Genomic DNA, 14144 nt, shown 5'->3' on the forward strand with positions numbered 1-14144 from the left:
GCTTTCGGCTGGGCCACAGGTGTGCCGGGCCGTGTCCGAAGTGGCCCGCCGCACGCCGGACAGCATCGCGGTGAGCGGCCGCGGCCACGGCGTGACCTACCGAGAATTGGTGACGTGGGCCGATCATGTCGCGAACACCCTGATCCGAGCCGGAGTCACACCTGGCGCCCTCGTCGCCGTCTACTTCGAAGGCGGCCCGGAATTCGTGGTCGCCGCCCTCGCGGCACTCCGTTCCGGCGCCGGCTACCTCCCCTTGGATCCCGACCACCCGCGGAGCCGGGTGTCGGCCATGCTGGACGATGCCGAACCCGTGGTGCTGTTGACCGACCAGGCGCACGCGGACTCGGTCCGGCGGCCGGGCACTCGGACGATCGTCCTGCCCGCGGGCGAGGCACGGGAAGAACCGGCGGTGACCACGACTGCCGACGACGTCGCCTACGTCGTCTACACCTCCGGCTCCACTGGAACCCCCAAAGGTGTGGTCACCTCTCACCGAGCCCTCGACGAGGTGCTCCGGTGGATGGCCACGGACTTTCCGTTGCAGCCGGATTCGCGGGTCCTGCTCCGGACGACGCCCACGTTCGACGCGTCCATTCTGGAACTGTTCTGGACACTCACCTCGGGCGCCACGATCGTCGTACCCGACCCCGACGCGCTACGCGACCCCGAACAACTCGCGCGGTTGATCACCCGAGACGGTGTCACCGACATGATCTTCGTACCGAGTCTGCTGCCCGGTTTCCTCGCCGAGCCCGCGACCGCCGAGTGCCGCTCGCTCCGGCGGCTCCTCCTGATCGGTGAACCTTTCCCACCTGAACTGTTGCGGCGTACCAACAGCGTGCTTCCCGGCACCGAGGTCGCCAACACCTATGGGCCCGCCGAAGCCGCCGTCATCACGCTCTGGCGCCGATGCACCACTGAGGACACAAGCTCCCTCCGCGTGCCGATCGGTCTCCCCGCGGGCAATACGACCGTCCACGTCGTGGACCCCGCCACGCTGATCGATGTCACGCCGGGCGCTCCCGGCGAGCTGCTTCTCGCGGGCCCGCAACTGGCCACCGGTTATCATCGGCGCCCGGCCCTCACTGCCGAGAAGTTCCTCGACGACGAACGGGGGCGGCTCTATCGGACCGGCGACATCGTCCAGGTACGCGACGACGGGAACTATGAGTTCCTGGGCCGCGAGGACAGGCAAGTGAAAATACGCGGATGCCGGGTCGAGCTCGACGACGTCGAGTCGATAGCCCTGACCGCTCCGTCCATCCAAGCCGCCGTCGCGGACGTGCGCCGCCACTCTCAAGACGACAGCGCGACCCTCGTCATGTGGGTCGTGGCCGACGCCGACATCACAGCCCGCCACGTGCACGACCACATGTCGGGTAGAGCACCTTCCTACATGGTCCCCGAGCGAGTGATCACCCTGGAGGCCCTGCCCTTACTGAGCAACGGGAAGATCGACCGCACCGCCCTGCCCGACCCCTTTTCCGGCTCCGGCAAGAGCGCCGCGACCCGCCGCCCGGATTCGCCGCTGTCGCTGATCTTGAGTCTGTGGACCGAACTCGTGGGAAACTCGCCCCGTACACCCGACGAGGCATTCCTCGACACCGGCGGCAATTCCCTCCTCCTGCTGCGCTTCCGCGCCCGTCTCCGCGGCCACGGCTACCGAGAGGTCCGAGTGGTCGACATTCTCAAATATCCCACTCCTCGCAAACTCGCCACTTTTCTCGAAACACTGTCCGACGATCCCTCCCCGACCGCGCCATGAAGTCCCGTACGGAGCACGACGACGCTCTTTGGGCTCCCGTCGCCATCGTGGGGATGGCCGGCCGGTTTCCCGGCGCCCGCTGCCCGGCCGAGCTGTGGCCGGTCGTGCGCGACGGCCTGGAGACGGTGACCTCGATACCCGAAGAACAGCACGACCAACCTGATGCCGTGGACCTACCCGGCTACGTACCGGCCGCCGGGCTACTCGACGACATCGCCGAGTTCGACGCGGAGTTCTTCGGTCTCACCGCCGGAGAAGCCCGGATGCTGGACCCTCAGCAGCGCATGCTCCTGGAACTCGCGTGGTCCGCGCTGGAGGACGCCGGCTGCGTTCCCGCGAGCTTCCCCGGTCGCATCGGGGTATTCGCCGGAGTCGGTGTCAGCGCCTATGGGCTGCTCGACACCACGCCTTACATGCCCAGCCTGGACCGCCCGGAAGACACCGCCCGCACTCTCGCCTCCGACAAGGACTTCGCGGCGACCCGTATCGCCTATCGGCTGAATCTGCGGGGGCCGGCCATCACCGTGCAAACAGCCTGCTCCACCTCACTCGTCGCCGTGCACCACGCGGCGCGCTCCCTGCAGACCGGTGACAGTGACGCGGCACTGGCCGGAGGGTGCACGATCCGGGTCCCGCAGCGTGTCGGGTACCAGTACCACTCCGGCGGCATTCTCTCACCGGATGGACACTGCCGTCCCTTCTCCGCCGACGCGGCAGGCACCGTACCCGCGAGCGGCGGCGGCCTGATCCTGCTGATGCGCCTGGAAGACGCGCTGGCGGACGGCTATCCCGTGCGGGCGATCATCCGAGGTTCGGCCGTCAACAACGACGGGTCCGACAAGTTGTCCTTCACCGCTCCCTCCTCGTCCGGACAGACCGCGGTCATCGAGGCTGCGCTGCGGAACGCGGGAATCGACTCCTCCACGATCGGCTATCTGGAGGCACACGGCACCGGGACCGAACTGGGCGACGCCCTCGAACTCGAGGCCGCGGACGAAGCTTTCCGCACCACTCCCCCAGGCAGTTGCGCCCTCGGGTCGCTGAAGGCCAACCTCGGGCATCTCGACGTCGGATCAGGTATCGCCGGGCTCATCAAATGCGTGCTGCTGCTGGAGAACCGCATCCTTCCACCGGCTCTGCACGCCCGGCCCGTCAATCCCCAGCTCATGCGTCCTGACAGTCCTTTCCGGCCCCCGGCCGAGGCAGAACACTGGGCTGCGGCGGCGACTCCGCGGCGCGCGGCGGTCAGTTCTTTCGGCATCGGCGGCACCAACGCCCACATGGTGCTGGAACAAGCACCGGCCACGCCGACCCCCTGTCCCGTCGAAGGCCCGCACCTGCTGGCGGTTTCGGCACAGACCGGCGAGGCCCTGGGGAGACAACTCCGCGCGCTCGGCGCCCACGACTCCACCACACCACCGGACCTGCTCTCCAGCACGCTGCTCAACGGCCGGGCGGAATTCCGGCACCGCTTCACCGCCGTCGCCCGCACCCAGGACGACCTGCACCGAGCCTGGGAATCGACGCCGACGACCGCGGCCATCCCCGACACGCCGCCCGAGGTCGCCTTCCTCCTCCCCGGCACGGGCTCGGAACGCGACTGTGCCATCGACGAGGTGTATCGATCGGAGCCGGTCTTCCGAGACGAACTCCACCACTGCCTCGACGCTGTCGAACCAGGCCTGCGTGGCCGCGTCCGTTCCTTCCTGCTTGCCACCGGCGAACACCACGCCCATGCCACCGCGAACGTCGGGGCCGCCGTCGCGATGCCGGCGTTGTTCGCCGTCCAGTACGCCATGGCCCGTCTCCTCGGCTCATGGGGTATCCACCCGACCTGGCTACTGGGACACAGCCTTGGCGAGTGGATCGCCGCGTGCCTCGCCGGGGTGACCGACCGCGCACACGGTATGCGGCTTGCCGCCGCCCGCGGCCGGCTCGCCGCCGCCACACCACCCGGACGCATGCTGTCGGTCTCCATGCCCGCCAGTGAGTTGCGGTCGACGCTCCCCCCGGCCATCGCCATCGCCACCGACATCGACGGCCTGCGCTCGGTCATCTCCGGCTCCATCGCCGAGTTGGACGATTTCTCCTCGATCCTCACGGAACGTGCCATCCCGTACCGGCTGCTCCCTGTCGATCGCGCGATGCACTCGCACCTGCTCGACCCGATCCTCGCCGCCTGGCGGGACGAGGTGGCGGCGACGCCCCTGCAACCTCCGCACGTGCCGTTCCTGTCCAATGTCACCGGCACCTGGATCACCTCCGAGCAGGCGGTCAACCCCGAGTACTGGACCCGCCAGCTACGCGAGACCGTGCTCATCGACGCCAACCTCCACGAGCTCGGCATGTCCGGCGCACAGGCACTCGTCGAGATCGGACCGGGCCACGCCCTGTGCGGCTGGGCGACGCGCCACTATGCCATCTCCCCGCAGACGCTCTGCCTTCCCGCCCTTGGCCGATGTGAACAAACGCGCGGGAGCTACATGACACTGCTGGGCACCGCGGGGAAGCTGTGGACGGCCGGCGTCCCGGTCGATCTCACCGCCTTGTCCCGAGAACCGGGGAATCGTCGTGTGTCCCTGCCCAGCGACCCGTTCACTCGGAAGCGATACTGGCTCACCGAGCCCGACTCCGCGACGCCGGAAGCCGTCGCATCACACGAGCCCACGCGCAAGGCGACCTCGTCCCTCGACCCACTCGGCGAACTGTGGGTGGAAAATCTCGGATCTGCGGCGCAAGACGAACACCAGGACTTCTTCGACCTCGGCGGAGATTCACTGCTGGCGTTGACACTCTCTTCCACCATCCAGCGCGTCCTCGGCATCCCCATGACACCACAGGACATCCTCGCGGCCCCCACGCTCGGCAGCTTGCGGGTCCGGCTGGCCGGCGCCGACATGTCCCCGGCCACGTCCCTGCACCCTCTCGCCGTGTCCGAAACCCCCTCCGCGACGGGCGCACCGCTCTACCTGGTCCACCCGATCGGCGGGGGCACGCTCGTGTATCGCGACCTGGCGGCCCGACTCGAGTCTTACTGCGCCGTCTTCGCGTTCGCCGCGAGAGGCTTCCGGGGAGGACAAGACAAGCCCCGCGACGACCTCATGGAAATGGCACGCGCCTACACCGAGGAACTGCTGCAGCACCTGTCTCAGGAGACCTACTGGCTCGGGGGCTCATCTTTCGGTGGTGTGGTGGCAGCCGAAATGGCCGTCCTCCTCACCGCAGCTGGCAAGCCACCCCAGCTCACCGTGCTGCTCGACTCTCCCTATCCAGAGTCGGCCGATCCCGAGGAAACCAGCCCGAACCACCAGGACCCGATCCGGCGGCGTATGCACCAGGCTCACCTCCAGGCTCTGGTCGAGCACCGGCTCAGCCTCGAACCGCCTCCTCACCCAGTGCTCTACGTACGCGCCGCCGAGGAATCCCCGCGTGAGAGACAACGCTGGCGCGACGCGCTTCCCACGATAACCGCCCACGACAGCCCGGGAGACCACTACTCAATGCTCGAGAAACCGCATGTTCAAAAATTGGCGTTACTGCTGCGAGAGCAACACCGCCTCGGCGCGGCAAGCCCCAAGCAGCCGCTCGCAAGTGACGGAGCCGATTCCTGACGAACTGCGTCACAGGGCAATGGCCGCGCCACCGGCATCGGACGCCCGTACCGGGCTGAGCTACATCGGCATCGGTTCGGTGTCGATGTGACTGGGCTCGGGACACCTCCGAAACAGGTTCCAGCAGAGCCGTCGTGCCGACCGGATCATCTACGCGACTGCGTCTACGCCCAGTTCACCCGACCTACGACGTGTCCCCTTGACCAACGACACGGCCGAAGTCGCCTGGCATATCCAATGGGCGCAGCGCAACCACACCAAGTGGGGCAGGAAAGGATTCGGCCCCGAACTCACCCGCACCACTGACGCCGCGCGGATCACCGCCAACCGAAACGCGACCTGCCCACCGGGCCCGTCGTCGCCGACGAGCTAGCACTGTGCCAGACGCGTCCACTGGACGAGGTCTATCCAATTCTCTACGTCGACGGCATCCGCCTGAGGATCAAGGACAAGGGCGTGGTGACCACCAAGGTCGCCCACCTGGCCGTCGGCGTGGACGTCGAAGGCTGCAAGCACGCTCTCGGCTTGTGGAGCGCCGACAGCGAAGCCGCGAAGTTCTGGGCCAAGGTCATCACCGACCTGCGCAACCGATGCCTGCGGGACATCCTGATCGCCTGCTGCGACGGGCTGACAGGACTGCCTGACGCGATCCGCGGCATCTTTCCCGACACTGAGGTCCAGACGTGCGCGGTCCACCTGATCAGAAACGCGATGCGGTTCATCTCCTACCGTGACCGAAAGAAAGTCGTCGCCGGAATGCGATGGCAACGGCTCGTGGTCACAGTCCTCTGTGGATTCCATTGGCCACTACCGCGTTTCGTCCGTTACGTAAGGCAGGCCGTGAGCAAGGTTTTGTCGTCATGGCGTTTCGCGCGAGTAAGGGTGCGTGCGTCGGGATCGACATCGTGTTCCCAGGTATGGCAGCGGGTCAGGATGCCGCGCAGAGCGGTGTCGGTCATGGTGCTGATGGCGGCCCAGTCGGCGATTCCCAGGTGCTGCATGGGTTTGTAGGCGCCGTCGGTGGCAAGGACCGCCCACGGGGTCTGCTCGATGTGGACGGTGGTGCGGATGGCGTGGTAGGCGGCCGCGGGGTCGGTTTCGGCGATCCAGTACCCGCCGAGTGTGTTTCGGCGTGCGGCTTGCCTGCGTTGGAGTGCGGCCAGCAGGTCGCGGTGGGTGTCGTCGAATCCGGTGCCGGCGGCGAGGCGCTGCCGGTAGTGGCGGTGTTCGGGGAGGTCGAGGTTGGCGAGGCGGGGATCGGTGATCGTCCGGTCTGGTAGGACCAGCAGGTTGTCGCCGAGCATGAGGATGTCGACGTGCTCGTCGCGGCGGCGCAGGATCGTGACCGTGCTGGACGGGGACGCGCCCGCGACCAGTTCCAGCCGGGTGGTGGTGCCGGTGATCGCGTCGGCGAGTACGTCGGCGAGGCCGGCTTCGGGGTCGCGGTCGAGGTGGTCGCGCAGGTGTCGACCGAGGTTGTCGGCGTAGGTGGCGGGGTTGATCGGGACGGGCGCGTGGGCGCTGGCGCCGTCGAGCATGATCACGGCGGTCCGGGTGGTGAAGACCTTGTCGTCACTGGCGTCGCAGGGTGGGAACTGGGCTGCGGCGACGTTGATCGGTGTCACCACACGAAGGGCCCTGCGACCATGCCGGTTCCGGTGACGCGCATCCCCTCGTAAGTGCAGCTGATGATCGCGGAGAACCGGGTCTCGCCGACGTTCTTGAACAGCGCCGCGATGTTGTCGGTGAGGTACTGGGCGGCGCCGAGGGATCCGATGCTGTGGATCCCGGCGATGTGGACGACGACGCGGCCATCGATCACGTGCCGTGCGAGGTAGGCGATGTCACTGTCGCGCGGGTCGGTCTGGTCGGAGGGCGAGCCGTAGCGGGCGCTTCCTTCGGTTGGTTCGATCCACCAGCGTCCTGCGTCCTCGAGCATGGACAGCGCGGGATCGCGGTCGAGCAGGCGCGCAGCGACCGGAGCGGATTTCGGCCCGCACACCAGGATCGTGTCACCGCCGGGCAGTTCGCTGTGGCCGGGCTCGATCGCGATCCGGTCGGCCTCGAGGTCGAGGCCGTCGAGCAGCGTCGACAGCAGGTCGGTGGTGGCGGCGTCCTCGGCGGCGATCATGGGCCGTTCCCGGTCGGCGTTCAGCCGACGGACCGGGTACCCGACCCGGACGGTGTTCGCGCCGAAGAAGATCCGGTGCTTCGCGGGATCGCTGGCCAGCTGCGACACCCGCCCCGGGGTGATGCGGAGTTCCTTGGCGACCGCGTCGTTACCGTGGGCGTTGACGGCTTCGGCCATGCTCCGCCGTCGCAGGCGGGTGGACTTGGTACCCAGCGCCTGGCACACCCCGAAGAGCTCCTGGGCCAGGCGTGTCCTCCACAGCGGATCGTCCAGGCCTTTCGCCGCCGCGATCGCTTCGGCCCCGGCGGCGCCGAAGCGGCCGACGATCTCCGCCACCCGGGCCTCGTAATCGGCGTCTTCGCTCACCCGTGAGAGTTTAGCCCCTCTTGACGGCAGCGCGCGAACACGCCTAGCCTCAGGTTTATACCCCCCTAAAGTCACTGTTGGAGGGACTGAACAGCATGAACTTTATGGGGAGGTAAAGCCTGATAGCCGAGGAGGTGGCAGACGTGGCACCATCGCAGACCCGTGCCACCGGCTCGAACCAGGTGCTCCGCGCCGGACCGACGCGACGTGACACTGGGCCGCATGGGCGCCCCGACGCCCCGGCCAGCACAGGCGGCCGCCTCCGTCGGCGTCTTCCCCGTCCGGCGCGGAGCACCTTCCACCAGGACATCCGCTGAGGAGCTGGTCTCTCATGCCCGACACCGCACCGTCCAGGTCGCCGCAGGTCGCCGTACCCAGCATGCCGGGCACGGTCTCTGCCCGGTGCGTCCCCGGGGTGACGGCTCCAGTCGTCACCGTCCGGCCCCTGCCCACAGGCCGCGTGGTCCTGCTCGCCTTCCAGGTCTTCCGCGACGACCGAGATCCGGTGCTGGCGGCCGCACACGAGCTCGGGGTGCTGCACCTGGCCCACGCCGACGCCGCCCACGTCCTCGACGACCCCGGCGCCGACGATCCAGGCATCGCCACGGCCGCGCGCGCCCAACGCCGCCTGGACCACGCGATCAGGCGGCAGGCCGCCCGGATAGACGACCACGTCACCGCTGCCGTGCCGGTGCACCGCGGAGCCATCCTCCACACCGAAACCCTCGGCACGCTGATCGCCCGGCTGGCCAGGACATGGCAACGCTCGCAGCAGGTGGCCGTCCTGCCGGTGAAGGACGAACGAGTCCACCGCGCGTCCACCGCGCTCGCCGAACTCGTCGACGCCTACGACGACCTGATCCGCGACGTTCACGCCGGGCGCCGTTCCCTTCCCCGTCACCAGATCCCGGATCGGGGCCTGGATCTGGTGACGGGGAAGTGACGGCATGGACGACACCACCGGCGAGCCCTCCCCTTACGCCACACAGCCCGTGTCTTTCGTGTGCGTCGCGCAATCCAGTCCGATCGGCCGTAGCCAGGTTCCGATCGAGCGACTCACCGAGCATCTCCCGGCACCGGGGCAGGCCGAGCACTGCTCGTTCTGCTGGCCGCAGGCCTTCTGGCCATGCGGGCCGTTCGACACCGCTGTCCACGAGCTCTCGAACGCCGGGCTGCGTGCTGCCGACTTCGTCCCAGGCTGGCTGCACCGGCGGATCTGGCCCCCGTCGCCGGCACCTCAGCCCCCTCGTCCCACGGAGACCTCATGAACTACGCACTCGCCCACGTCTTCACCACCGAGGTCGGGACGCGGCTCGATGACTACGACGCCGCCGCCCACCGAGGAGATCCAGCGTCCCTGGCGCAACTGGCATGCGGTGTTCCGCTCCTGACCGCCGCGATCCGCACCATGCTCGACCAGCACCAGATCGACAGCCACGGCGACTGCACGGCCTGCCCGCGGCCGCCGTGGCGTCGCCGGACCCGATGCCGGTTCCCGCGCGACCTCAGCGTTCTCCTCGTCGACCTGGGCACCGTGGACAACTCCGCCGGCAAGCACGCGCTGCGCACGGATCACTGAACCACCTGCGGTGGAACGCCACCGCGCTGGGCGCCTCTGTCAAGAACAGGCAGCGCCCTTCGTGACACCGGTCCGGAATCCGTGCGCATCGGCGATGCGACCACGGCTGTCGTGCTCGTCCAGGCTGTCGCGGCACAACGCGGCGAAGATCCGCAGATAGAGCTCGCAGTGCTCTGGGTCCCGGAAGATCAGAAGCCCGCTGGGCTCTCGCGCCTCGACGAACACCGTGTGCCGTCCCCGGGCGTCGGTGGTGACCGTGAACCGGTCCAGCGGCTCCAGAGTGCAGGGAGCGCTCAGCGGGCGAATCCGGACGCTGACATGCCCCTCGCCGGCGTGATCGCGAAGACGTGTCAGCTGCTCGGCCGCTACCCCGGGATCAAAGCGGCCGGCCTCCAATCTCTTGAGCGACTCCTCGCCTGTCACGACGAGCAGGCGTGCGGGCGATGCGCGCCCCAGAAGTGCCTGGCGACGCGGCAGCAACTCCGCACCGACAGTGGCGATCGCCGGCTGATACCGGGCACGGAACTCCCACATCAACCGGGCGATCGCCGGTGTCATGAGCAGTTCCGGCAGGTTCGGCCCACTGTGGCAACGGATCGTCACCGCCGCTTCCTCCGCCACACAGCGCTCCAGGGCGTCGGCACGGGCAACCTCGACAGTGTCCACAATGGTCACCTCTCCGTCATACTGTCAGCCTTCCGGGTACACCGGTGCTGTCAGGACAGCAGTTCAGCGCAGCGGCGGGCTGCGGTGGCGAGCGACAGCACAGTCCAGTCCCCTCGCCGGATAGCGGTCCATCTCTGCCACCGGAGACCGAACGCCAACGCGTTCTCCGGCCAGGACGTCGGATCCAGTGCACGGACTTGTCGCCGAAGCAGGAAGTCACTGTCCACGATGAACCGGAAGTCGCCGCTGAGGTCAGCGACCGTAGGCCCGGCGATCGGTGAGCTGATCCGCGGAACCGTGGCGAGCGAGGTGTAGAGACCGTCCCACGACAACATCCGCCACCCCGACCGCAGGGCACGAACGGCCGACGCCGCGACGCGCAAGCGATCCCGGATCAGGGCTAGTCCGTACACCTCGAACACGTCATCGGACAGCTCGAGAACCAGCGCGGGCGCCGGAAAGAGCCACTCGCGGCCCACCGGCGTGTCGTAGCCGGCCCCGAGCCCGGCCGCGGCGTCCCGGTACAGCGTGCGGGCGCACTCGAGCGGCGTGCTGCGCCGGAAGATCGCGCCGACCAGCGCCTCCCACGGATCGGCCGTCCGGACCCGCGCCACCGGGCCCGCCGCCAGCAACACGTCCCGCAACTCGGATCCGCCCTCCAGCAGCGCCGGGTCAGCGACGTCGACCACGGGGCTCGCACCGTGGTCACCGTCCACCAGCCGCAGATCGATGTCGTGGCCACCACCAGACAACGGTGTCGCCACGACCAGCCACACCGCATCCGGCATGCGCAGAAGTCGCCGCAGGCGGCCCTGGTCATCGAGCCGCCACCCGGGATGGTCGGCCATCACCGACGGCCGCCGACCCAGCCCGTCACACCACAGGCCCCCTGAGGGCATCGTCGCCGTCACCGGCCCGCTCCCTTCCCCACCGTGGCCACGACCAACTCGGCGATGTGCCCGGTCGCCGCGCACACGTCCCGCAAGTCGCCCACGCGGCCGACCAGCAAGACCCCCACCGCGGCGTCGTCGGCCAGGCCGACCGTGACCGTGCAGTACCACCGCAGATCCAGCGTCGTGGCCACCGCCGGGAACCCGGACACCGTCAGCTCCCGCCACACCCCGCCCTCGCCGGGGATCCGGGACGGATACGCCGCGCTCAGACCCAGCCGAGAGGATGTCGCGTACGCCACCCCGATCGTCCGGGCTGTCACCGGGTTGTCCCACAGGCACACCGGCCCACGCGATTCGCCGTAGTCGGGCCTGCCGATGGCCTCGATCCCCAGGACCTGCTTCACCTGGGCAGAGGTGAGGGCGGTCGTGCACGGATCGCCAGACAGCACCGTGCTTGGCAGCGGGTCACGCACCGCGGGCGCGCCCGCGTACGGCGGCACCAACGTCGTAGCCCCGATCGTCCGGGTCGTGGTCGGCGACGGCAGCGACGGACCTACCGGGCCTGAGCCGCACCCGGCCACGACTGTCGCGATCAGCAGCAGCACGCCCCGCGCCCTCGGCCTCGGCGTCGAGTACGTGCTCATGCCGCCGCCTCGACGATGATGTCGCAGCTGACCATCAGATGGTCGTTCTTCTTCGCGCCCGTGCTGATGAGCGGATGGTCGTGCACTCGGTAGGTGTCGGGGTCGAAGCGGGCCGGGGAGCGCTGCGAGAGCATGATGCGGTCGATCCGCAGCGCGGTCTCAGACTCGGTCGTGGTGACCGTGAAGTCCTTCGCGACCTGGCCCGCGTCCTGCCAGCCGTGGTCGACGAACCGGTCGATCGAGCCGGTGTTCGTGCCCCAGGTGCCGTCCGGGCGGCGGGTGCCTTTCTGGCTGCGCATCCACGGACGGCCCACTTTGTCGCACAGGGCACCCCAGTTCTCATGCACCGTCTCGCCCTCGGCGGAGCTGGTCGCGTTGAAATCACCCGCGTAGATCGCGAACTCCGACGCGAGCTGGCCGTCCTGATCGGCCTGCTCGTTCAGGCCGGTCTCACCGCGCGATCCGTTCCAATGCACGCACTTGAGCCGACACTGATGGCCGTTGATCGTGGCGGTGACCGTGTTCGCCAGCTGGGCCCGGCTCCCGGCGAGCGGATACCAGCGGCGCGGCCGGACGACACGGGGGTCGAGGAACAGTCCCGGCACGTTCACCGACGTCGGCACCTGCGAGATGTAGGCCCGGTACGGGACTTCGCCGAACTTCCGGCCATCGGGGCCCGGGCGCGCCCAGAGCGACCCGAGCAACGCCAGGACCTCTTCCAGCGGATCCGGGTCGTAGTGGGTGCCGGTGTAGTGGGTGCATTCGGACAAGTAAAGGGCGTGCGGCGCCCGCTCGAGCGGGGCGAGCATCGCCGCGAGCTTGTCGTGTTCGTGAACCCGGGTTCTGCGGTTGTACCCCGCGCGTTTCTGGTTCGCTGTCGCGACCCGCAACCGCAGATCCGTGCCCGTCATGAATGTTCTCCCCCGCTCACCGGTCGCCGCCCCGCGACCGTTTCCCGCTCTTTCCTCGCCTCGACCGCGTGTCTGCGCAGCCACGACCACACCCTCGCCTCCGACTCACCCAGCAGAGCCGCGATATCAGCGACCGGGATCCTGTGCGCTCGCCATTCCAGAACGGCCCACAGCCGATCCGGCGACCGCTCGAAGCGCGGTATCCACCGCACGAACACCCCGCTGCCCTCCCCCGGCCCGGCCCAGTCAGGATCCGGCGGACCATCGCCGCACGCCGCGGTGACCTGCTCCCCGATCGTCAGCCACAGCGCGGACCGGGCACTCAGGCTGCTGCGCTGCCACGGCATCCGCGCCGGCATCCCGTCACCCCGCGAGCGCGATCCGCGCACCAGTGGCCCGGTGCAATTCCGCCGACGAACGGGCTCGGGCGGGCTGGCGCGGCGTACGTCCACGGCACCGCTACCCACCGGCTCGCCCACCGGCGTCCGCGACGATCGCCGCCGGGTCGTAGTCCACCACCTCAGGCAGGTGATCGCTCGCGAGTACCGCGCGCTCCCCGCCGGCGATGTCGATCGCACGCAGCGCCGGGACCACCTCCACGGTGCACCGGACGCCGTTGACGCGACGCGGGCCGAAGCCGGTGTCCTCGCTGTGATGCCCCGCGTTGGGCCGCCACCGCACACCGCCCTCGGCCAGGGTGGCGTTGTGCAGCGCGGTGCGGGCGTCGAGCAGGCCGCCGTCGAGCAGTGCCTGACCCGGCGTGCGGTCAGCCCACCACCGGGCGATCCTGCCCCGGTCGTCGTAGTCCCGCCGACATTGATAGACGAACTCCGGACGCCACGCACACTCCGCGTACGGGTCGTGGTCGTAGTAGTTCCCGTCAACGTCGCGGTCAGCGCTGACGGTGTTCCAGCTGCCGCCGACCAGCCCCGGTGGCCTGCTCAGCGGCCGGGTGAACGCGCTGACCACACGAACCGCCTCATCCGCCCGACCACCATGCGGACCGAACGGGGTCAGGTGCGTCGAGCCGTGCTGCACCTCGCACACCGTGCCGTCGCCGCCGAGGACACGGAACGTCGCCTTGATCAGCCCGTGGTGCATGTTCTCGTCGGGGTAACTGCGGAACGTGCCCGGCACACACGACACCGTGGCGGGATTCCACAGCAGACCGAGGTGCAGCTTGTGCGGGCTGATCCCCACCGCGATCTTGTCCACCTCGAGCTCAGGCGAGGAGTCCCAGTCAGGCTCCTCGTGATAGACGGTCATCCCGACCCTGCGGGCCAGCTCATCCAGCCGCTCCGCCGCAATACCCGGCAGCGGCGCCCGCACTCCCTGCACCGCCAGCACATCCACCTTCAAACCACGGATGATCTCGCATACCAACTCGAGCCGCTGACGTTCGACGACAGTGTCCGAACCGAACAACGCCGCCAAGTTGTAGGTACCGAAACGCATCAGTTCTCCCTAAACAATCAGACTTACCGGCATCGCACCCGATACCGGACCGGATGCCCTGCTCTGTCGCGCGTCGCCCACCCGCGACAGAACACGTGCGCAAGCGGGAAACCCCGGTACAGC

At 68.8% G+C, this 14144-nt stretch carries 13 protein-coding genes and 1 pseudogene; 6 read left to right on the forward strand and 8 right to left on the reverse strand.

Annotated elements, in window-relative coordinates:
- Positions 1-31 precede the first annotated feature (31 nt).
- The 4 genes and pseudogenes from ACZ5IK_RS24150 to ACZ5IK_RS24165 all read left to right on the forward strand — a co-directional run.
- Complete coding sequence (locus ACZ5IK_RS24150; protein WP_465489726.1) at positions 32-1765, forward strand: amino acid adenylation domain-containing protein; 1734 nt, start codon at positions 32-34, stop codon at positions 1763-1765.
- Positions 1762-5376 (forward strand): type I polyketide synthase, encoded by a 3615-nt coding sequence (locus ACZ5IK_RS24155; protein ID WP_465489727.1) that lies wholly within the window; start codon positions 1762-1764, stop codon positions 5374-5376. Before ACZ5IK_RS24150 ends, ACZ5IK_RS24155 begins: the two co-directional genes overlap by 4 nt.
- A gap of 199 nt (positions 5377-5575) precedes the next feature.
- Entirely contained in the window at positions 5576-5749 is a 174-nt protein-coding gene (locus ACZ5IK_RS24160; RefSeq protein WP_465489728.1) for a hypothetical protein, read from the forward strand.
- A pseudogene (locus ACZ5IK_RS24165) lies at positions 5731-6138 on the forward strand (IS256 family transposase); the annotation flags it as partial. The gene ACZ5IK_RS24160 and the pseudogene ACZ5IK_RS24165, both read left to right, overlap by 19 nt.
- Positions 6139-6200: 62 nt before the next feature.
- On the opposite strand, the gene ACZ5IK_RS24170 reads toward ACZ5IK_RS24165, so the two are convergent.
- Positions 6201-7004, reverse strand: a complete 804-nt coding sequence (locus ACZ5IK_RS24170; protein ID WP_465489729.1) for a hypothetical protein — start codon at positions 7002-7004, stop codon at positions 6201-6203.
- A complete protein-coding gene (locus ACZ5IK_RS24175) occupies positions 6998-7873 on the reverse strand; it encodes a hypothetical protein (RefSeq protein WP_465489730.1) in 876 nt (291 codons plus the stop codon). The genes ACZ5IK_RS24170 and ACZ5IK_RS24175 overlap by 7 nt, the downstream gene beginning before the upstream one ends.
- 331 nt (positions 7874-8204) lie before the next feature.
- On the opposite strand from ACZ5IK_RS24175, the gene ACZ5IK_RS24180 reads away from it, so the two are divergent.
- Positions 8205-8816 (forward strand): DUF4254 domain-containing protein, encoded by a 612-nt coding sequence (locus tag ACZ5IK_RS24180; protein WP_465489731.1) that lies wholly within the window; start codon positions 8205-8207, stop codon positions 8814-8816.
- Between the two features lie 321 nt (positions 8817-9137).
- A complete protein-coding gene (locus ACZ5IK_RS24185) occupies positions 9138-9452 on the forward strand; it encodes a hypothetical protein (protein ID WP_465489732.1) in 315 nt (104 codons plus the stop codon).
- 39 nt (positions 9453-9491) lie between these two features.
- Here ACZ5IK_RS24185 and ACZ5IK_RS24190 read toward each other — a convergent pair whose 3' ends face one another.
- The 6 genes from ACZ5IK_RS24190 to ACZ5IK_RS24215 all read right to left on the reverse strand — a co-directional run bounded on the left by ACZ5IK_RS24190 (position 9492) and on the right by ACZ5IK_RS24215 (position 14021).
- A complete protein-coding gene (locus ACZ5IK_RS24190) occupies positions 9492-10118 on the reverse strand; it encodes a Scr1 family TA system antitoxin-like transcriptional regulator (protein ID WP_465489733.1) in 627 nt (208 codons plus the stop codon).
- A 50-nt stretch (positions 10119-10168) separates the two neighbouring features.
- Positions 10169-11029 (reverse strand): DNA glycosylase family protein, encoded by an 861-nt coding sequence (locus tag ACZ5IK_RS24195; RefSeq protein ID WP_465489734.1) that lies wholly within the window; start codon positions 11027-11029, stop codon positions 10169-10171.
- Complete coding sequence (locus tag ACZ5IK_RS24200; RefSeq protein WP_465489735.1) at positions 11026-11655, reverse strand: DUF3558 domain-containing protein; 630 nt, start codon at positions 11653-11655, stop codon at positions 11026-11028. Before ACZ5IK_RS24200 ends, ACZ5IK_RS24195 begins: the two co-directional genes overlap by 4 nt.
- Positions 11652-12566, reverse strand: a complete 915-nt coding sequence (locus ACZ5IK_RS24205) for a hypothetical protein (protein WP_465489736.1) — start codon at positions 12564-12566, stop codon at positions 11652-11654. Before ACZ5IK_RS24205 ends, ACZ5IK_RS24200 begins: the two co-directional genes overlap by 4 nt.
- A complete protein-coding gene (locus tag ACZ5IK_RS24210) occupies positions 12563-12925 on the reverse strand; it encodes a hypothetical protein (RefSeq protein ID WP_465489737.1) in 363 nt (120 codons plus the stop codon). Before ACZ5IK_RS24210 ends, ACZ5IK_RS24205 begins: the two co-directional genes overlap by 4 nt.
- Before the next feature lie 100 nt (positions 12926-13025).
- Complete coding sequence (locus ACZ5IK_RS24215) at positions 13026-14021, reverse strand: hypothetical protein (RefSeq protein ID WP_465489738.1); 996 nt, start codon at positions 14019-14021, stop codon at positions 13026-13028.
- Positions 14022-14144 lie beyond the last annotated feature (123 nt).

The sequence above is a fragment of the Amycolatopsis sp. NPDC031561 genome, from assembly GCF_055580625.1.